Annotated in this window: 20 protein-coding genes and 1 tRNA gene; 15 read left to right on the forward strand and 6 right to left on the reverse strand. The window is 62.7% G+C overall.

The features are described from left to right. Window positions 1–10 precede the first annotated feature (10 nt). Window positions 11–2434: a phenylalanine--tRNA ligase subunit beta gene (gene pheT / locus AC3YMN_RS06865; RefSeq protein ID WP_489889445.1), complete on the forward strand. Its 2424-nt coding sequence runs from the start codon at window positions 11–13 to the stop codon at window positions 2432–2434. 4 nt (window positions 2435–2438) lie between these two features. Here pheT and lnt read toward each other — a convergent pair whose 3' ends face one another. After that, window positions 2439–4052 carry an apolipoprotein N-acyltransferase gene (lnt, locus tag AC3YMN_RS06870; RefSeq protein ID WP_489889446.1) on the reverse strand — a complete coding sequence of 538 codons (1614 nt, stop codon included), beginning with the start codon at window positions 4050–4052 and terminating at the stop codon, window positions 2439–2441. Between the two features lie 136 nt (window positions 4053–4188). Between lnt and tsaB the strand changes: the two genes are divergently transcribed. The 3 genes from tsaB (at window position 4189) to AC3YMN_RS06885 (ending at window position 5769) form a co-directional block, all read left to right on the forward strand. Next, the gene (tsaB, locus tag AC3YMN_RS06875) at window positions 4189–4806 is read left to right on the forward strand and encodes a tRNA (adenosine(37)-N6)-threonylcarbamoyltransferase complex dimerization subunit type 1 TsaB (protein WP_489889447.1); all 618 of its coding nucleotides are present in this window, start codon (window positions 4189–4191) and stop codon (window positions 4804–4806) included. Then, window positions 4803–5282, forward strand: a complete 480-nt coding sequence (gene rimI, locus AC3YMN_RS06880; protein ID WP_127755050.1) for a ribosomal protein S18-alanine N-acetyltransferase — start codon at window positions 4803–4805, stop codon at window positions 5280–5282. Before tsaB ends, rimI begins: the two co-directional genes overlap by 4 nt. An 85-nt stretch (window positions 5283–5367) precedes the next feature. Next, complete coding sequence (locus tag AC3YMN_RS06885) at window positions 5368–5769, forward strand: Fur family transcriptional regulator (RefSeq protein ID WP_127755392.1); 402 nt, start codon at window positions 5368–5370, stop codon at window positions 5767–5769. A 312-nt stretch (window positions 5770–6081) separates the two neighbouring features. Here AC3YMN_RS06885 and AC3YMN_RS06890 read toward each other — a convergent pair whose 3' ends face one another. The 4 genes from AC3YMN_RS06890 to AC3YMN_RS06905 form a co-directional block, all read right to left on the reverse strand. After that, window positions 6082–6333, reverse strand: coding sequence for a hypothetical protein (locus AC3YMN_RS06890; protein WP_172121760.1), 252 nt, complete (start codon window positions 6331–6333; stop codon window positions 6082–6084). Window positions 6334–6435: 102 nt separating this feature from the next. Next, entirely contained in the window at window positions 6436–7740 is a 1305-nt protein-coding gene (gene pncB / locus AC3YMN_RS06895; RefSeq protein ID WP_489889448.1) for a nicotinate phosphoribosyltransferase, read from the reverse strand. Window positions 7741–7887: 147 nt separating this feature from the next. Continuing rightward, window positions 7888–7963: transfer RNA gene (locus AC3YMN_RS06900), tRNA-Ala, on the reverse strand. Between the two features lie 140 nt (window positions 7964–8103). After that, window positions 8104–8505, reverse strand: a complete 402-nt coding sequence (locus tag AC3YMN_RS06905; protein ID WP_127755047.1) for a TIGR02300 family protein — start codon at window positions 8503–8505, stop codon at window positions 8104–8106. Between the two features lie 130 nt (window positions 8506–8635). Between AC3YMN_RS06905 and AC3YMN_RS06910 the strand changes: the two genes are divergently transcribed. From AC3YMN_RS06910 to AC3YMN_RS06960, 11 genes are all read left to right on the forward strand, one after another. After that, the gene (locus tag AC3YMN_RS06910; RefSeq protein WP_489889449.1) at window positions 8636–9280 is read left to right on the forward strand and encodes a (d)CMP kinase; all 645 of its coding nucleotides are present in this window, start codon (window positions 8636–8638) and stop codon (window positions 9278–9280) included. Between the two features lie 148 nt (window positions 9281–9428). Continuing rightward, window positions 9429–11141, forward strand: a complete 1713-nt coding sequence (gene rpsA / locus AC3YMN_RS06915; protein ID WP_127755045.1) for a 30S ribosomal protein S1 — start codon at window positions 9429–9431, stop codon at window positions 11139–11141. Between the two features lie 64 nt (window positions 11142–11205). Then, window positions 11206–11712 carry a GNAT family N-acetyltransferase gene (locus tag AC3YMN_RS06920; protein ID WP_489889450.1) on the forward strand — a complete coding sequence of 169 codons (507 nt, stop codon included), beginning with the start codon at window positions 11206–11208 and terminating at the stop codon, window positions 11710–11712. A gap of 65 nt (window positions 11713–11777) precedes the next feature. Then, complete coding sequence (gene sppA, locus AC3YMN_RS06925) at window positions 11778–12743, forward strand: signal peptide peptidase SppA (RefSeq protein ID WP_489889451.1); 966 nt, start codon at window positions 11778–11780, stop codon at window positions 12741–12743. A gap of 34 nt (window positions 12744–12777) precedes the next feature. Next, window positions 12778–13059 (forward strand): integration host factor subunit beta, encoded by a 282-nt coding sequence (locus tag AC3YMN_RS06930; RefSeq protein ID WP_127755043.1) that lies wholly within the window; start codon window positions 12778–12780, stop codon window positions 13057–13059. Between the two features lie 28 nt (window positions 13060–13087). After that, the gene (locus AC3YMN_RS06935) at window positions 13088–13450 is read left to right on the forward strand and encodes a DUF1049 domain-containing protein (RefSeq protein WP_489889452.1); all 363 of its coding nucleotides are present in this window, start codon (window positions 13088–13090) and stop codon (window positions 13448–13450) included. Between the two features lie 32 nt (window positions 13451–13482). After that, a complete protein-coding gene (locus tag AC3YMN_RS06940; RefSeq protein WP_489889453.1) occupies window positions 13483–14130 on the forward strand; it encodes a phosphoribosylanthranilate isomerase in 648 nt (215 codons plus the stop codon). An 83-nt stretch (window positions 14131–14213) separates the two neighbouring features. Next, window positions 14214–15425 (forward strand): tryptophan synthase subunit beta, encoded by a 1212-nt coding sequence (trpB, locus tag AC3YMN_RS06945; RefSeq protein WP_127755040.1) that lies wholly within the window; start codon window positions 14214–14216, stop codon window positions 15423–15425. Window positions 15426–15499: 74 nt separating this feature from the next. Then, on the forward strand, window positions 15500–16327 hold the full coding sequence (gene trpA / locus AC3YMN_RS06950; RefSeq protein ID WP_489889454.1) for a tryptophan synthase subunit alpha: 828 nt from the start codon (window positions 15500–15502) through the stop codon (window positions 16325–16327). Window positions 16328–16423: 96 nt separating this feature from the next. Then, window positions 16424–17395 (forward strand): acetyl-CoA carboxylase, carboxyltransferase subunit beta, encoded by a 972-nt coding sequence (gene accD, locus AC3YMN_RS06955; RefSeq protein ID WP_489889455.1) that lies wholly within the window; start codon window positions 16424–16426, stop codon window positions 17393–17395. A 98-nt stretch (window positions 17396–17493) separates the two neighbouring features. After that, window positions 17494–18786, forward strand: a complete 1293-nt coding sequence (locus tag AC3YMN_RS06960; protein WP_489889456.1) for a bifunctional folylpolyglutamate synthase/dihydrofolate synthase — start codon at window positions 17494–17496, stop codon at window positions 18784–18786. Between the two features lie 75 nt (window positions 18787–18861). On the opposite strand, the gene trxA is transcribed toward AC3YMN_RS06960, so the two are convergent. Next, complete coding sequence (gene trxA / locus AC3YMN_RS06965; protein WP_489889457.1) at window positions 18862–19188, reverse strand: thioredoxin; 327 nt, start codon at window positions 19186–19188, stop codon at window positions 18862–18864. Window positions 19189–19200: the final 12 nt, after the last annotated feature.

A 19200-nucleotide genomic window follows, 5' to 3' on the forward strand; every position in this document is an offset into this window, starting at 1 on the left:
GTATGCGATCATGAAGTTCACCCTTGAATGGCTCCGCGAGCATCTCGACACCACAGCCTCCGTGGATGAGATCAGCAAATCGCTGACCATGATCGGCCTCGAAGTGGAAGGCGTGGAAGATCAGGGCGAAGCGCTGAAGAGCTTTGTGGTGGCCCATGTCGTTTCGGCCGAGCAGCACCCCAATGCCGACCGCCTGCGCGTGTGCAAGGTCGATGCGGGCAGCGGCGAGCTGATCGACGTCGTGTGCGGCGCGCCCAATGCCCGGACCGGGCTCAAGACCGTGTTTGCGTTCCCCGGGACCTATATTCCGGGCAAGGACATGACTATCGGGGTGGGCAATATCCGCGGTGCCGCCTCCAATGGAATGTTATGCTCGGCGGCAGAGCTCGATCTGTCGAGCGACCATGACGGCATCATCGAGCTTCCAGAAGATGCACCGGTGGGACAGCGCTATGTCGACTATGCCGGCATCAATGGTGTCGTCTTTGACATTTCGATCACGCCCAATCGCGGCGACGCCACCGGCGTTTATGGCATCGCCCGGGACCTGGCAGCCTTTAGCCTTGGCACATTGAAGCGCACCGACATGTCGCCCGTGGCCTCGAAGGGCCCCAGTCCCCTGGCGCCCCTGCCCCACCAATTCGCCGAAGGCGAGCCCAAGGCCATCCGCAAATTCGCTGGCCGGGTCATTCGCAACATCAAGAATGGCCCCTCCCCTGAGTGGCTGCAAAGCCGCCTGCGCGCAGTGGGTCTGCGCCCCATCAATGCGGTGGTGGATATCACCAATCTGGTGTCGCTGGGCTGGGGGCGTCCCCTCCATGCCTATGATGCGGACAAGATTGTGGGCCAGCCCGTGCTGCGCAATGCGCGCGCCGGGGAGAGCCTTGATGGTCTCGACAACAAGCTCCACCCACTCGACGAAACCATGACGGTGATCGCCGACGAGCAGGGGCCGCTCTGCCTTGGCGGCGTCATGGGCGGCGAACGCTCGGGTTGCACCGACGGCACCACCACGATCCTGATGGAATGCGCCAGCTGGGATCCTGATCTGATTGCCCGAACCGGACGCAAGACCGGCATTGTCTCGGATGCGCGTTATCGGCTCGAGCGTGGCGTTGACCCGGCGCTGACCGAACCTGGTCTCGAGCTGGCCACCCGGCTGGTGCTGGAGTTCTGCGGCGGCGAGCCGGCTGAGCCGGTGATCTCGGGTGAGGACGTCTTCCCCAATACGCGGCTGGAATTCCCGCTTTCGGAGGTCAAGCGCCTAACCGGCCTGACGGTTGAACCCGGCCGGATCGAGGCCATCCTCGAAGGTCTCGGTTTTGCGGTGAGCGGCAGTGGCGAGATGCGCGACGTCGCAGTGCCCAGCTGGCGGCCCGACATCACGCAAAAGGCCGACATTGTTGAAGAAGTGATGCGCATGGTGGGCGTTGATGCCGTGCCCGTCGAGCCGCTGCCGCGGCTGCATCATGTCGCCCCGCGCGTGTTGACGACCATGCAGAACCGGCGGCGTATTGCGCGGCGCCTGCTCGCCGCCCGCGGTTTGGACGAGGCGGTCACCTGGTCGTTCATCTCGCACAAGGAAGCGCTGCGCTTCGGCGGAGGCGGGGAGACCCTGCAGCTGGCCAATGCCATTGCTTCTGATATGACCGATATGCGCCCTTCCCTGCTGCCAGGCCTGTTGGCCGCGGCGCGACGCAATTCCAATCGGGGCATTGAGGATCTAGCCCTATTCGAGGTCGGGCAGGTGTTCCTGTCCGATGCTCCTGAGGGCCAGCACACCTATGCGACTGGCATTCGCACCGGCACGGCCAAGCTGACCGGCAGCGGGCGCCGCTGGGACGGCAAGGCAGAGCCCGTTGGCGTGTTTGACGCCAAGGCGGATCTGGCCGCCGTGCTCGACGCCCTTGGGGTTGATATCGAGAAGGTGCAGGTGCTGCCCGAAGCCGCCTCCTGGAGCCATCCCGGTCGTGGCGGGCGCCTGGCGCTCGGACCCAAGGTGACGCTGGGCTGGTTTGGCGAGCTGCACCCGGCGCTCAGTGCCGAGCTTGACCTTGTTGGGCCCGTCGCAGCCTTCGAGATTGATCTGGATGCCTTGCCCGAGCCGCGCCGCAAGCCGACGCGCACCAAGCCGGCCCTGCCGCTTTCCAGCCTCATGCCCCTGAGCCGCGATTTCGCCTTTGTGGTCGACAAGTCGGTCTCCGCCGGCACCATCATCAAGGCTGCCCGCGGTGCCGACAAAACCCTGATCACCGGCGTCGAGGTGTTCGACGTGTATGAAGGCACCCATGTTGGTGAGGGCAAGAAGTCGGTGGCGATCGCGGTAACGCTGCAGCCTACCGACAAGACGCTGACCGACGAGCAGATCGAGAAGGTTTCGGCCGCTGTGGTCAATGCCGTCAGCAAAGCCAGCGGCGGCGTGCTGCGGACCTAGGAGCCTAGCGCCGCCGGGGCCGCTCGGCGCGCCAGGCCAGCACCGAGATCAGCAGGCCCAGGGACAGAACCGCGAGCAAGGGCCAGTGGCGCCATTGGGCAAACGGCGTGCTGGCCAGCCGTTCGGACGGGCGCACATCGAGCGCGGCCATCTCCAGGGGCGCCAGCTGCCCGGTGATGCGGCCCAGCGGATCAGTGGCAAAGGTAATGCCAGTATTGGCCGCCCGGATCAGGCTCATCCCCTCTTCCACTGCCCGCACCCGGGCATGGTGGGCATGTTGGGCCGGACCGATCGAGCCGTCGAACCAGGCATCATTGGTGATGTTGAACAGGAACTGGGCTTCGGCCGTGTCGCCCAGATCACCGGAAAACAGAATTTCGTAGCAGATCAGCGCCAATAGAGCCGGCGTCCCCGGCAGGTTCAGCAAGCGCCGGCGCGCGTCGCCATGGCCCCAGCCCTCCGCCCCGGGCACGAATTGCTTGATACCAAGCTGGGCAAAGAAGTCCTGAAAGGGCAGGAACTCGCCAAAGGGCACCAGGTGAGCCTTGTCGTAACTGTCGATCACCTCGCCATCGCTGTTGATCGCCAGAATGGCATTGAAGGGTGGACCGGATGGGGTGGTAGCGCCGGGAGCAAACTGCTGGCGCGGCGCTCCGGTGAGGAGGATGGTGTCGTCCGGCAGCATGCGGGCAATCCGCGCCAGAGCATCGGGATAGGACGCCAGAAAGAAGGGCAGACTGGATTCGGGCCAGACCAGATGGGTGATGTCGGCAAGACCCTGGTCCTGCGGATCCATCCGGATTTCCGACAGCATCAGCAGCCGGTCGATGAGGCCAGCCGGATCCACCCGGGCCCAGTTGGCGTGCTCATACACCAAAGGCTGCACCAGGCGCATGGCGATATCGGTACGCTCGCCGACCAGGGTGCCTGCCAGCCGGTTGAAGCCGTAGCCTAGCTGGCCAGCCAGGACCGCCAGCGACAGGAAGAACGGAAGCAGTCGCCGCGACAGCGGGCGCCCGTCAGCGGGCCAGATCAGGGCTGGCGTCATGGCTAGGAGGGCCGCAACAAAGGTTAGTCCATAAACGCCCACCAGGGCGGTCGCCTGCATCATCTCGGTTGTTGGCGTCAGGGCATAGCCAAGCAGGTCGAACGGAAAGCCGGTCAGCACATGGCCGCGCGCCCATTCGGCGGCGGTCACAAAGGTCGCGAGCGTCACAATGCGCCAAGGTCCGGTGGACCAGAGTAGGTGCGCTCCAGCGCTGCCCAACCCCCAAAACAAGGCGATCAAAGCGGCAAGGGCCAAGATGGCAAAGGGCATCAGCAACAGCATGACGCCGCCATCCACAAAGAAAGCCGCGCCCAACCAGTGCAACGCGACTGTGAAATAGCCCCAGCCGAAAGCAAAACCAATGGCGAAGGCTGGTCCGAACAATCGCCGCCAGCCGCGGCCATGCTCGGCACCATCAAGGCACCAGACCCAGACGGGAAACGCCAGGAACAGCGCCGGCAACACGAACAAGGGGGGCACAGCGAGCCCCGCCATCGCCCCGGCCAGCACCAGCAGCATGAGACGGCGCCAACCATGGCTCAGCATGGCGGTCTCGGCCAGCCAGGTCATTGCGAACTACTGCGCGAATCGGGGTGCATGGGCGCAAGCTGGCTGCGCAAAGCCCCAGCGTCAAGGCGCTGCCCGAGGCACATTGGCGAGTTGATCGGTCTCGACACCGAAGGACGACGCCGCTAGAGCGATAGCTATGCAGACCCTGCCCATCACCCTCGCCATTGATACTGCTGCGCCCCGGCTGCAGCTCGCTCTGCTGCTCGCGGATGGAAGCGTGGATGTGCTGGTCGACGAGATCGCCACCGGCCATGCCGAATTGATCTTCGGGCGGCTCGCGGCGCTGCTGGAGCGCAATGGGTTGAGTTATTCCGATCTCGGGCGGGTGGCCGTCTCGACGGGGCCTGGTTCCTTTACCGGCTTGCGCATCGGGCTTTCCGCTGCCCGAGGCATAGCGTTGGCCCGGGGCACCCCGGTGGTGGGTGCCCCGACCCTTTTGGCCCTGTCACTCTCCGCTCCAGGCGAGGGGCCGATAGCGGTGCTGCTCGATGCGCGGCGGGGTGAGGCCTATTTACAGACTTTCAGCACTAGAGGCGTTCCGGCCGGTGCGGCGCAATTGCTGCCAATGGCGCAAGCGGAAGCTGCGGTGCCAGCAGGGGCAACTCTGCTGCGCGGCCCCTTCATCGATGTCAGCTTGCTGGCCCGCTTTGGGGCTACCGCTGATCCGGCCGACTATCCCCCGGAAGCTGCCTATGTGCGCGAAGCAGATGCCAAGCCCCAGACTGCCGCCCGCATACCCCGGCTCGCCCCGTGAGAAAGCTGTGGCTGGGGCCGCATGGCCTGCATGTGGAGCCCGCCCAGGTAGGCGATGCCGAGGTCTTGGCCGCTATTCACGCCCAGGGCTTCTTTCGTGGCTGGTCTCGCGAGGAGTTTGCCGACTTCCTCCAGGAAACGGAATGCACTACCCTGGTCGCCTGTGACCCACGGCGCCAAGTTGCCGGTTTCATCCTGGTGCGACTGATTGGTGATGAGGCGGAATTGCTCAGCATTGCCGTTGAGCCTAAATGGCGGGGCAAGCGGGTGGGCCAGGCTCTGCTGCGAGCGGCTCTGGATGATCTGCTGTTTACCAATGCCCGCCGCATGTTCCTGGAAGTGGATGAGCGCAACAGTGCAGCGCTGCGACTTTATCGCAGTCATGGCTTTGTGGAAGTGGGTAGGCGCAAGGGCTATTATCCCCGCCCGGATGGTTCGGCAGCCACCGCGCTTGTCATGGCCGCCGATCTTGGCTAACTCCTTCCCATAGCCTTGGCAGGACCCGCTTGTGAGCAAGACCAGCAGCGAACCGACCCTGGAAGAGGCCTGTGTGGCGCAGGGCATGCGCATGACCGACCAGCGCCGGATCATCGCCCGCGTGATCCAGGACAGTGCTGACCATCCCGTCGTCGAGGAATTGCACCGGCGCGCAGCGGCGATCGACGCCGGCATCTCACTATCCACAGTCTACCGGACGCTCAACCTGTTTGAGGAAGCCGGCCTTGTCACCAAGCACGATTTCAAGGATGGACGCGCCCGGTTCGAACTGATTCCCGACGAGCACCACGACCACCTCATCGATGTTCGAAGCGGAAGGGTGATCGAGTTCCGCAACGAGGAAATCGAGGCGATCCAGGAAGTGATTGCCAAGCGGCTGGGATACCGGCTGGTGGATCATCGCCTTGAGCTTTATGCCGTGCCGATCGAAACCGGATCCAAGCCCGCCAAGGGCGAGCCGCAGTAGCACTGCCGTCCCAAGTTAACACTAACCGCCGAGCCTTCTAGCGTTAACGAGCCTTCGACGAGTACAGCATCCTTGCTGGCGCTGCAGGGAGGTTGGCGTGTCTTGGCAATTGATCGCGATCTGGACGCTAGTGGTGCCCGCCGTGCTGTGGTTTGCAGTGGATGAGCGCCAAGAGCATCGTCGCCGGCGGAGGGCGGCCCGGCTCTACCCTTCCCCTGCCCCACGAGCCGCGGCAGAGGCTCAAAACGCTCAGACTTTTCCCGGCCTTTCGCCCGCCTACTGCGCCTTCCTGCAGACCACAGGCAATCAGCCCTATACCTGATCGAGCTTCGATTTCAGCCGCGCCAAAATGTCGGCGGCTTTCACCAGCAAGGCCATGTCGATATCTTCTTCGCTCATGGTCTCGGACGTGTTGGCCCAAACCGGGATATCCAGATCGTGGCGCTGTTCGCGCCCATCGCGTATTTCGGTCAGCACGGCGCGCACCTTGCCAGTTACGCGGTGAGGCAAGCGGGGATGGGCGCTTTTATGCGCTACGGCAATGTCGATAAGTTGGTAAGTCAAACGGTTCCGGCCCTGTGGACAGGCAACGATTTTGGACGTTTAGCGTTCCAGCCCAGTTAACCGCCTCGAACTAAAGGCGGTTCTCCACAGCGTGCGGGCGGGTCAAACGCGCACGGCGTGCTCTACCCGACCGGCATCACCAAAAACGCGCAGATAACGCTCAATTTCGCTTTTCTCGCCCGTCGCCTTGGCCGGATTATCGGACAGCTTGACCGCCGGCCGCCCATTAGCCTCGCTGACCTTGATGACGATCGAGATTGGGTCCAGTCCCGGATTGGGCTCTGGCGCGCAGCCTTCAAAATCATTGGTCAGGTTGGTGCCCCAGCCAAAGGCCATGCGCACGCGCCCGTCGAAGTGCAAATAGGCCTCTTCGATCATGTCGACATCGAGCCCATCGGAAAAGATCAGCAATTTGTCACGCGGGTCGCGCCCCCGCTCCTGCCACCAACGGATGATGCGTTCGCCGCCAGCGATAGCGGGGGCACTATCTGGGCGGAAGCCAGTCCAGTCGGCAACCCAATCGGGGGCATGCTCGAGAAAGGAATCAGTGCCGAAGGCATCGGGCAGCACGATCTTGAGATTGCCGCCATAATAGCTTTCCCAGTCCTGCAGCACGCCATAGGGGGCCTCGCGCAGGGCGTCATCGGTCTTGGCCAGCGCCGCGAGGACCATTGGAAGCTCATGCGCATTGGTGCCGAGAGCCTCGAGATCGGTATCCATGGCCAGCATGACATTGGAGGTACCGGTAAAAGCTTCCCCGATTCCTTCCTTGAGCGCCTCGACGCACCAGCGCTGCCAGAGGAAAGAATGGCGCCGGCGTGTGCCAAAATCGGAAATGCGCAATTCCGGCAGCTTTTGCAGCCGTTCCACCTTTTCCCACATCTTGGCCTTGGCCCGGGCGTAGAGCACATCAAGCGTGAAAGGCCCGTAGCGCTTCATCGCGGCGCGGCTGCGCAACTCGTTGATGATTGAAAGGGCGGGAATCTCCCACATCGAGGTTTCCAACCACTTGCCTGGAAATTCCAGAACGAACTGACCGTCGCGCTGCTCCAGATGGTATTCCGGCAGCCGGAAGTCTTCGAGCCATTGCAGGAAGGCTGGCTCGAAAATCTGGCGCGAGCCGTAAAAGGTATTGCCGGCCAGCCAGATCATTTCTTTTTTGGAGAAGCGCAGAGTGCGCGCGTGATCAAGCTGGGCGCGCAACTCGGCGATGTCGATCTCATGGGCAAGCTGAACCGAGCGGGTGCGGTTGATCAGCGAGAAGGTGACGTCGATCTTGGGGTACAAGCCCCAGATCATCTGCAGCATCAACAGCTTATAGAAGTCGGTGTCCAGCAGGCTCCGGATGATCGGGTCGAGCTTCCAGGTATGATCATAGACCCGCCGAGCGATATCTGTTGTGGGCACGCGGTTCACCTCCAGCTGACGCGGCCGCCTTGTAGCGCGGCGGGCGGTGGATGGAAAGCGGCTGCAGCGGGTTGGGTCGCCGAGTGATTGAGAACCCCGAGCGGGGCTCAACCCGAGAATAGTCTCGTCAGGGAGTTATCGAAAGATTGGTGGAGCCAAGCGGGATCGAACCGCTGACCTCTTGCATGCCATGCAAGCGCTCTCCCAGCTGAGCTATGGCCCCATCTTTTCGGGTTCGTCCGGGTCATTCCCGTCCGAAGCGAGGCGGAACCTATTGGATGCTCCGTCCCCTTGCAAGTGCCTAAATGACACTTTTTTATTTCGCCGGCCAAAAGCTTGGCCGGCGAAAAAATTCAAGCGAAATCAACGATCCTCGTCACCGCCAACATCGAATGCCAGGCTGTCGTCCTCGTCGTCTTCCTCTTCCAGGAACACGTCTTCGTCGTCGCCGAGTTCCTCGTCGACCTCGACATCCTCGACATCAGGGATTTCGTCCTCGCCGGCTTCTTCAGCATCGGCGTCCTCGAGCGAAACGATCTCGGGCGCCGCTGCGTCGACGACCTCGTCTTCTTCTTCCGTCTCGTCTTCTTCCTCAACTTTCCGGGCGGTTGCCGGGGAAGCCTTGCCGACCAGCACCTGCTCGAAGTAGGACCGCGGATAGCTCTTGCCCGTATAAGGCGAAACGATCGGGTCCATGTTGAGGTCGTAGAACTTCTTGCCGGTGTCGGGATCGGTCCGCTTGGTGCCGCGTTCGGAACTGGCCATGGGTGGTCCTCGTCGATGGGGGAGCGCGGGGCAAGCCCCGCTTTGGCTCGTCCGGTTATGGGCAAACCTTGCCCCTGTCAAACCGAAAATGCTAAGCCCGCCCCGCCGTTCCAGCCGCCCGGAGAAAGCCATGATCATCGCCGTCGACGGACCAGCTGCTTCGGGCAAGGGCACGCTCGCGAGCGGCCTCGCCCGCCATTACGGGCTGCCGCATCTGGATACGGGCCTGTTGTACCGCGCTGTCGGGCAGGCGGTGGACGGCTTTGAGGACGCGCCGGATTTTGAGAACCGCGCCATCGCAGCGGCCCGGAAGCTTGATGAGGCGGACTTGCAGTCCGAACTACTGCTTTCGGCGCGGGCCGGCCAGCTGGCGTCCAAAGTCGCCGTGCTTGGAGAAGTCCGTCAGGCACTCTTTGACTATCAGCGCCAGTTTGCCCTGCAGGAGGGCGGTGCCGTACTCGATGGTCGCGACATCGGTACCGTGATCTGCCCCGAGGCGGATGCCAAGCTCTTTATCCAGGCTGATTCCAAGGCGCGGATGGAACGACGGGCGCGCCAGCTGGAATTGCGCGGCCAGGTAGTTGATCGCTACGCCCTTTATCACCAAATAGAAGAGCGGGATGCCCGGGACATGGCCAATCCCCATGGCGGTTTTTACAAGGCGGCGGACGCGCACTTGCTCGACACTACGCTTCTCGATATAGAAGCCGCACTCCGCGCAGCCATCGCTATTGTCGATGGAGCCATCAGGCGCAAGGCAGGGCTCGTGCCCTAATTCAATCTTTGCGCATGCTGGCTTCGGCTGCCGGGCAGAATACCCACCATTGCCGTTCCGATCGGGCGCCCGCGCGCCGGCATCTGACCAACAGATGGCGAGCCCCCATTGCGACAATGCCAACCCCTAACCGCCGGCGCTTCTGGAGATGAATTTGGCACAGCAAACTGTGACTAAAGAAGATTTTGAATCCCTGTTGATGGATTCGTTCATCGACAACGAGCCTTTGGAAGGCACCGTCGTCAAGGGTACCGTGGTCGCGATCGAAAAGGATCTGGCGATCATCGATGTCGGTCTCAAGACCGAAGGGCGCATTGCGCTCAAGGAATTCGGCCAAGCTGGCCGCGACGGCACCATCACCGTCGGCTCGGTGGTCGAGGTTTATGTCGATCGCGTCGAGAACGCGATGGGCGAAGCGGTGCTGAGCCGCGAAAAGGCCCGCCGCGAAGAGAGCTGGGTCAAGCTCGAAGAAATGTACAACAACAACGAGCGCGTTGAAGGCACGATCTTCAACCAGGTCAAGGGCGGCTTCACGGTCGACCTCGAAGGCGCCATCGCCTTCCTGCCGCGCTCGCAGGTCGATATTCGCCCGATCCGCGATATCGCTCCACTGATGAACGTTCCCCAGCCCTTCCAGATTCTCAAGATGGACAAGCGCCGCGGCAATATCGTTGTGTCGCGTCGCGCCATTCTGGAAGAATCGCGGGCCGAGCAGCGTTCGGAAATCGTCCAGCAGCTTGAAGAAGGCCAGGTTGTTGACGGCGTGGTCAAGAACATCACCGATTACGGTGCGTTCGTGGACCTCGGCGGCATTGACGGTCTCCTGCACGTTACCGACATTGCTTGGCGCCGGGTCAACCACCCGTCCGAAGTGCTCACGATCGGCGAGACCATCAAGGTCCAGATCGTTCGCATCAACCACGAATCGCACCGCATCAGCCTCGGCATGAAGCAGCTGCAGGCCGATCCGTGGGAAGGCATCGAAGCCAAGTACCCGATCAACGCCAAGTTCTCCGGTCGCGTCACCAACATCACCGACTACGGTGCGTTTGTGGAACTGGAGCCAGGCATTGAAGGCCTGATCCACGTCTCGGAAATGAGCTGGACCAAGAAGAACGTCCACCCCGGCAAGATCGTCTCCACCTCCCAGGAAGTGGAAGTGGTGGTGCTCGAGGTCGATCCCGACAAGCGCCGTATCTCGCTTGGCCTCAAGCAGACCCTGGCCAATCCGTGGGAATCGTTTGCTGACAAGTTCCCCGTGGGTTCGGTCATCGAAGGCGAAGTCAAGAACAAGACCGAATTTGGTTTGTTCATCGGCCTCGAAGGAGATGTGGACGGCATGGTGCACCTCAGCGACCTCGATTGGCAGAAGTCCGGCGAAATCGCGCTCGACGACTACAACCGCGGCGACATGGTTCAGGCCAAGGTGCTCGACGTCGATGTCGAGAAGGAACGCATCTCCCTGGGTATCAAGCAGCTGGCCACCGGCGAGACTGCATCCTCGGCTGAGGGCGAGACCGGCGGCATCCGCAAGGGCGCTGTGGTCACCGGCACCGTGATCGACGTCAACGATGGCGGCATCGAAGTGAAGCTGGCCGACAGCGACATGACGGCCTTCATCCGCCGCGCCGACTTGTCGCGCGATCGCAACGACCAGCGCCCCGAGCGTTTCAGCAAGGGCGAAAAGGTCGACGCACGCGTCACCCAGTACGATCGCAAGACCTCGCGCATCCAGCTCTCGATCAAGGCGCTGGAAATTGCCGAGGAAAAGGAAGCCGTGGCCAATTACGGTTCCTCCGATTCGGGCGCTTCGCTCGGCGACATCCTGGGCGCTGCGCTCAAGGGTCGCGACAACAACTAAGATTGGCTTATCGCCATCTGGACCCGCGCTTTCTAGCGCGGGTCCTTTCTTTTGCGGGTATGCCATGACAAGCAAGGGTATTCACTGGCGGGGCATGACGACGCTGGACCTGCCGGCGGTGCAAGCTATTGCCGCTTGCGTGCATCCTAGCTTTCCCGAGGATCTTGCGGTGTTTGCCGAGCGCCGCGCCTTGTACCCGGATGGCGCCTGGCTGCTGGACATCAATGGCGCACCGAGCGGTTATTTCCTCACCCACCCTTGGACTGCCGGCACCATGCCCAAGCTCAACCAGCTTTACGGCGCCCTGCCGATCGGGCCGCAGACCTATTATCTGCACGATTTGGCACTGCTGCCCCAGGCTCGGGGCTATGGCGCGGCGCGAGTGATCGTTGAGCAGGTGCTGGACCATGCCAAGCGCGCCGGCTTTGCCACCGCCAGCCTGGCCGCCGTCAATGGCTCGGCGCCGTTCTGGAGCCGCCACGGATTCGTCCCTGCTGATGTGCCCGAGTTGCGCGAAGCGCTGCTGAGCTATGAAGACGCCGCGCAATATATGGTGCGGCAACTGAGCTGACCCGCCGCTGCTTGCTTTCCCGCGGCTGCCTCGCTACCGCTTGGCGGGCAAAGAGTGAGCCGATCATGACCGACCAGCCGTCTCCTGAGCCTTTCCGCCCGCCCGATCCGCATGGGGCGCTTGCTGCCGTCCATTTCCGCCGGTCACGCGGTTGGTGGCGCATTGTTGCCGCGGTCGCCATTGTCGTGGCCATCCTGGCGCTGCTGGGTCGGTTCACCGTTGGCGATGGCGTGGTTGGCGACCACATTGCCCGGGTCGTGATCGATGGTCCCATCAGCACCAATCGTGATCGGCTGGAAGCGTTGGAAGAGCTCGCCGAGGACGACAGCGTGACCGCTGTCATCGTGGCCATCAACTCACCTGGTGGCACGACTGCGGGGGGCGAGGAACTCTATGAAGCGCTGAGCCGACTGCGCCAAACCAAGCCTGTTATCGCGGTGGTCCAGGAACTGGGCGCATCGGCCGCCTATATGACCGCCATCGCCGCAGATCGCGTTTTGGCGCGACGACTATCCATCGTTGGCTCCATTGGCGTGCTGTACCAGCATGTGAATGCCGGCAAGCTGATGGATATAATTGGCGTCAATCTCGACAAGGTCGCTTCAGGCCCTCTCAAGGCTGAACCCGACTTTGATGAGCCCCTCGTGGGCCCAGCACGCGAATCCATCGCGGCCCTCGTCAACGACAGCTTTGAGTGGTTCGTAGACGTAGTGGCGGAACGGCGGGGCTTGCCGCGCCCCGAAGCGCTGGCGCTGGCGGACGGGCGTATTGTCACAGGGCGAATGGCTGTTGCAAGCAAACTGGTCGACGGTATCGGGTCCGAGCGTGAGGCCATTGAATGGTTAGTGGCAGAGCGCGGCATTGCCGAGAATCTGGAGCTTGTGACCGCCTGGCCCAAACCTGATCAGGGTCTGGGCTGGATTGGCGCCATGATCTCCGGCCAGGCCCGGGCGGCACTCGGGCTGCCTCCTGCCGGTGCCATCGCGCTTGACGGGTTGGTTTCGCTTTGGCAGGTTGACCCCGCCTCGTGAGTGGGGACGGATTAGGGCACCTTCGGAGCCAAACATGATCAAGTCGGAACTCGTCGAGAAACTTGCGGCCGAAAATCCGCACCTGTTCCAGCGCGATATCGAAAACATCGTCAATGCCATCCTGGATGAGATCGGCGATGCGATGGCGCGGGGCGACCGGGTGGAACTGCGTGGGTTCGGGGCCTTTTCGGTCAAGAACCGGCCGGCGCGCCTTGGGCGCAATCCGCGTACTGGCGAGCAGGTGGATGTGGGGGAGAAATACGTTCCCCAGTTCAAGGCTGGCAAAGAAATCCGCGAGCGGCTAAACCGTTCGTAACGGGCACACAGCCCAAGGCAGCGCTTTTATGGTCAAGAAAATCGTCGGCTGGCTGGTTCTGGTGCCGCTATGCGCCCTCTTGATCGTGTTCGCGCTGGCCAACCGCCATTTCGTGCTGATCAACTTCAACCCGTTCGTGCCGGTCGAATCCATGGCGACACCCGGTTATGGCGTGCCGTTGTTCGTCGTACTGTATGTCGTGTTGCTGGTGGGCGTGCTCCTGGGGGGTATTGCCACCTGGTTCGCCCAGGCTCGGCATCGCAGTGGCGAGCGGCATTGGCGGCGTGAAGCCTATGCCTTTCAAAGCGAGCTCGAAAGCTTGCGCAAGACCCCGGCAACCGGCGCAAACGCTCCCCTTGCTGAAGTCGACGATCTTCTGGAACTGCGCTGATGCGCAGCTTGCCCCCCAATTCGTGACAGGCGATGGCAGACCCCCTCATCATCAAGATTTGCGGCATCAAGACCACCGACATGCTCGAAACCGTCATTGCGGCGGGCGCCGACATGGTGGGCTTCGTGCATTTCGTGCGCTCGCCGCGCCACTGCACCATCGAGGATATTGCCGGGCTGATTTCCACGGCTCGCGGCCGGATCGAGAGCAGCGTGTTGCTGGTCAATCCGGACAATTCCTGCGTCGCGGAAGTAGCGGCGCTCGGCCCAGACTGGATCCAGTTGCATGGGCCCGAAAGCCCGCACCGCGTCGCCGCGATCCGCGCTGAAGCCGGCGTCGAGATTATCAAGGCGGTGCCGATCGGGACTGCCGAGGACGTCGCCAATGTGGCTGGTTTCTCTGAAGTGGCCGACCGTATTCTGCTTGATGCCAAGCCGCCCAAGGGTGCCGACCGGCCGGGCGGTCTCGGAGAGACCTTTGACTGGTCGCTGCTCGAGACGCTGGACCCGGGAATTCCCTTCATGCTGTCGGGGGGTCTGACGCCCGCGACTGTCGCTGATGCCATCCGCACCGTGCGGCCAATGGGCGTCGATGTGTCCTCGGGGGTGGAATCCGCACCCGGCGTAAAAGACAAACGCCTGGTGGAAGCCTTTATCCGGAACGCCCGCGCCGCGCTTTGAGTTTGCAATTGGGACGTTGCACGGCCTATTGAAGCGGCAAGCTCCGGCTTCCTTTCTGCTCCGCGATCGATTGGCGAGACCCCATGGACGGCATCAACTCTTTACGCAATGGCCCTGATGAAGCGGGCCGCTTTGGCCCATATGGCGGCCGATTCGTTGCCGAAACCCTGATGCCGCTGATTTTGGATCTGGAGGCGGCCTATCGCGCAGCTCAAAAAGATCCCGCCTTTGCCGCCGAACTGAACGACCTGTCGACCCATTACGCCGGCCGGCCGAGCCCGCTTTATTTTGCCGAGCGGCTGACGGAGCATCTTGGTGGAGCCAAGGTGTGGTTCAAGCGTGAAGAGCTGAACCATACCGGCTCGCACAAGATCAACAATTGTCTGGGGCAGATCCTGCTCGCACGCCGCATGGGCAAAACGCGCGTTATAGCCGAAACCGGGGCGGGGCAACACGGTGTGGCGACCGCTACCGTTTGCGCCAAGTTCAATCTGCCCTGCACCATCTTCATGGGTGCGACGGATGTCGAGCGGCAGATGCCGAACGTATTGCGCATGAAGATGCTGGGCGCTGAAGTGCGGCCCGTCACTGCCGGAGCGGGCACGCTCAAGGACGCGATGAACGAGGCGCTGCGCGACTGGGTTACCAATGTGGAATCCACATATTACCTGATCGGCACTGCCGCGGGTCCCCACCCCTATCCTGAGATGGTGCGCGATTTTCAGTCGGTGATCGGCACTGAACTCAAGGAACAGTTCCGGCAGGCCGAGGGCAAGCTGCCCGAAGCGATCGTGGCCTGCGTGGGCGGCGGCTCCAATGCCATCGGTACCTTCCATGCTTTCCTTGATGATCCGGAGGTCGCGATCTATGGCGCCGAGGCCGGCGGCCATGGCATTGAGGTGGAGAACGGCCATGCGGCGTCGATGACTGGCGGCCGTCCCGGCGTGCTGCACGGCAACCGCACCTATCTGCTGCAGGATCGCGACGGGCAGATCCTTGAAGGTCACTCGATTTCGGCCGGCCTCGATTATCCCGGCGTCGGACCCGAGCACTCTTTCCTGCACGACACCCAGCGCGTCACCTATGTGCCCATCACGGACACCGAAGCCGTCGAAGCCTTCCAGCTGTGTACCCGGCTAGAGGGCATCATCCCGGCGCTGGAATCGGCCCATGGCCTGGCGCAGGTGATCAAGCTTGCCCCCACGATGCCGAAGGAGCAGTCGGTGGTGCTATGCCTCTCGGGCCGGGGTGACAAGGATGTGGAGAGCGTTGGCCGACGCCTGGGTCTGCTCTGACGCGACAGCGGCTGTCGTTGACAGCTGCCCGCTTCTGCTCCTAAACCGCCCAGTTGCTCCCATCGGAACCATTCATGTTTCAATCCCGTATCGACAAGCGTTTTGCCCAGCTCAAGACCGAGGGCCGCCCGGCGCTCGTGACCTTTGTGATGGCGGGGGATCCAGATCTCGCCACGGGCCAGGCCATCTTCGAGGCCTTGCCGCAAGCGGGCGCTGATGTGATCGAATTGGGCATGCCATTTTCCGACCCCATGGCCGATGGCGTTGCCATTCAGTTGGCCGGTCAGCGGGCGCTGGCTTCCGGCCAAACGCTGCGGGGGGTACTTGGCATGGTGGAGGATTTCCGTCGCAAGGACGAAACCACCCCAGTCGTGCTGATGGGCTACTACAATCCCATCTTCTCGTTTGGGGTTGAGCGTTTTGTCGCCGCCGCCAAGGAAGCAGGCGTTGACGGGCTGATTATCGTCGACCTGCCCCCCGAGGAGGACGAGGAGTTGTGCCTGCCTGCGCTCGCGGCTGGCATCAACTTCATTCGCCTGACCACGCCGACGACGGACGACAAACGCCTGCCAAAGGTGCTGCAGAACACTTCTGGCTTTGTGTATTACGTGTCGATGACCGGGGTGACCGGCTCGGCGATCAAGTCGCGCGGCGCTGTCGGCGAGGCGGTTGACCGGATCAAGGCCCATACCAATCTACCGGTCGCCGTCGGCTTTGGCATCAAGACCGCAGAAGACGCCGCCGAAATCGGGCGCCATGCCGATGGCATCGTGGTTGGCTCGGTCCTGGTGGACGCGGTGCGCAATTCGTTACAGGACGGCAAGGCCACCGGCACAACCGTCGGGGCAGTGCGCGACCTTGTAGCGAGCCTTGCCGGCGGCGTGCGGCGCGCCCGCGGGTGAACCCCCGCCACATTGGCGATTGTGGTCGCCGCTGATAACAATGCCACAATCGTCTCCTAAGCCATCCTTTCGCGACCAATCCGCCGAGGCTTTCGCATGAACTGGATCGATAACTTCGTCCGCCCGAAAATCCGCTCGTTCCTCAACACGAAGCGCGACACGCCGGAAAACCTCTGGGTCAAGGACCCTGAGTCGGGCGAGATGGTGTTCTATCGCGATCTGGAAGCCAATCAGTGGGTGGTGCCGAATTCGGGCTACCACATGAAGATCAAGCCGGCCGATCGGCTCGCCACCTTCATGGACGAAGGCCGCTATGACCTGGTGCCTGTTCCGGCCGTGCCGCAGGACCCGCTGAAATTCCGCGATCAGAAGCGCTACACCGATCGCCTCAAGGAAAATCGCACCAAGACGGGTCACGAAGATGCGGTGATCGTCGCCACCGGCACGCTTTATGGCCATCCCATCACGGTGACGGTGCAGGACTTCGACTTCATGGGCGGCTCGCTCGGCATGGCCGCCGGCCAAGGCATCATCACCGGGCTTGAAACCGCGCTCGAGCGCAAGACGCCGCTGGTGTTGTTTGTCGCATCGGGCGGCGCGCGCATGCAGGAAGGCATCCTATCGCTGATGCAGATGCCGCGCACCACAGTTGCCGTGCTGCGGCTGCGCGAAGCGGGGCTGCCCTTCTTTGTCGTGTTCACCAATCCGACCACGGGCGGCGTTACCGCATCCTATGCGATGCTGGGCGATGTGCATATTGCCGAACCGGGCGCCTTGATCTGCTTTGCCGGGCCGCGCGTTATCGAGCAGACCATTCGCGAAAAGCTGCCCGAGGGCTTCCAGCGCTCGGAATATCTGTATGAGCACGGCATGGTTGACATGGTGGTGCACCGCCACAATCTGCGCTCCACCATCGGCTCCCTTGCCGGCATCTTCACCAAGACCGAGCCGGTAGCGGAACTCGCCTCGTCCTCGCCGCTGCTGCAGCAGGTAACGCTGCGTGAAGTGGCCGTGGCGGCAGAGGCCGATGACGAGGCGCGGCCGCAGCCCCCGGCCTATGCCGAATAGCGCCAGCCGCTGATTGCGACTGATCAGCCGATCTCACGCTGCTCGCTTGAGCGGCGGCGAGATCGGGGCTAGGGAGTGCCGTCCAGTCAGGGGGCCCCATGTCGCGTACCGACCTCATTTTACAACGCCTTTCGGGGCTTCATCCCAAATTGATTGATTTGGAGCTGGAGCGTATCGAGCGGCTGCTTGAGGCGCTGGGGCGGCCACAGGATCGGCTGCCGCCGGTGATCCATGTCGCGGGCACCAATGGCAAAGGCTCGACCATCGCCTTCATGCGCGCCTTTCTCGAGGCCGCGGGGCAATCGGTGCATGTCTACACCTCCCCTCACCTCGTGCGCTTCAACGAGCGCATCCGGCTTGGTGGGCAGCTCGTGCCGACGCGCCGCCTCAACGAGGCCCTGGAGCGGGTGGAGCGGGTCAATGGGGGCGAAAACATCACCCTCTTCGAGGTGACCACCGCCGCCGCGTTCCTGCTATTCAGCGAAACACCGGCCGATTTCCTGCTGCTCGAAGTGGGCATGGGCGGCATCTATGACACCACCAATGTCGTTGCCCAGCCCCGAGGCGTCGTTATCACACCCGTGGACCTCGATCACCAGGCATTCCTCGGCAACACCATTGCCGAGATCGCCGTCAGCAAGGCCGGCATTCTCAAGCGCGGCAGCCCGGCCGTCATCGGCTATCAGCAGCCCGAAGGTCGCGATGTGATCGAGCGGGCGGCACGCCGGCTTGGCGTTCACCCCGCCTTTCAAGGCGAGGATTTTCACGGGCATCTGGAAGATGGGCGTTTGGTGTTCCAGGATGGCGATGGCCTCCTCGACCTGCCCCCGCCGGCCCTTTTTGGCGATCACCAGGTGGACAATGCCAGCCTCGCCATTGCCGCCGTGCGGCGCTTCGGTTTGCCGGTCGACAAGCAGGCACTGGAGAGGGGGCTGAGGACTGTTTCCTGGCCCGCGCGCATGACCCCGCTCACGGGCAAGTTGCGCGATGCCTTGCCCCCCGGTGCAGAACTCTGGCTCGATGGTGGCCATAATGCCCATGGCGCTGCCGCACTGGCCCGCGCGCTGGCGGCTCTCCAGGGCCAACGCCCAGCCCCGTTGGTGCTGATCATGGGCATGATGAACAACCGCTCGCCTGCAACCTTCCTTGAGCCCCTCAAGCAATTCAATCCGAAGGTTCTGGGCTTGACCATCCCCGGCGAAGCCAACGCCCACGAGGCTTCCGCTATCGCCCAAGCCGCTCAGGCACTTGGCCTTGAGGCCAGCCCGCAGCGCGCGCTTGGTGCCGCCATCCGCAAGGCCGCGGGTGATCCGGGCGCGCGGGTCGTGATTTGCGGCTCGCTTTATCTTGCCGGGCACGCGCTGGCGCTCAACGGCACCCCGCCGAACTGAGGCAGTAGCGCACATAAAGAAACACCGCCAGATCGCTCCGGCGGTGTCAGCTAGTCTCGTGATCGGTTGATCAGCTTAGGCGGCGTGCGAGGACAGCCACTTGCTTAGGCCGGCCTTGGGGGTGCCGGCGCCGATCTTCATGTCCGCCGCCTCGCCGTCCTTGAACAGGATCATGGTCGGGATGGAACGAACGCCGTATTTGACGGTGGTCGAGGGGTTTTCGTCGATGTTGAGCTTGACGATCTTGACCTTGCCAGCCAATTCGGTCGACAGCTCATCGAGCACGGGTGCGATCGCCCGGCAGGGCCCGCACCATTCGGCCCAGAAATCGACCAGAACGGGCTCTTTGGAATTCAGAACTTCCTCGCCGAAATTGGCGTCGGAAACGTGTTTGGTCATCAAAATTGCCTTTTG

The sequence above is a fragment of the Devosia sp. Z11_6 genome (assembly GCF_058133665.1).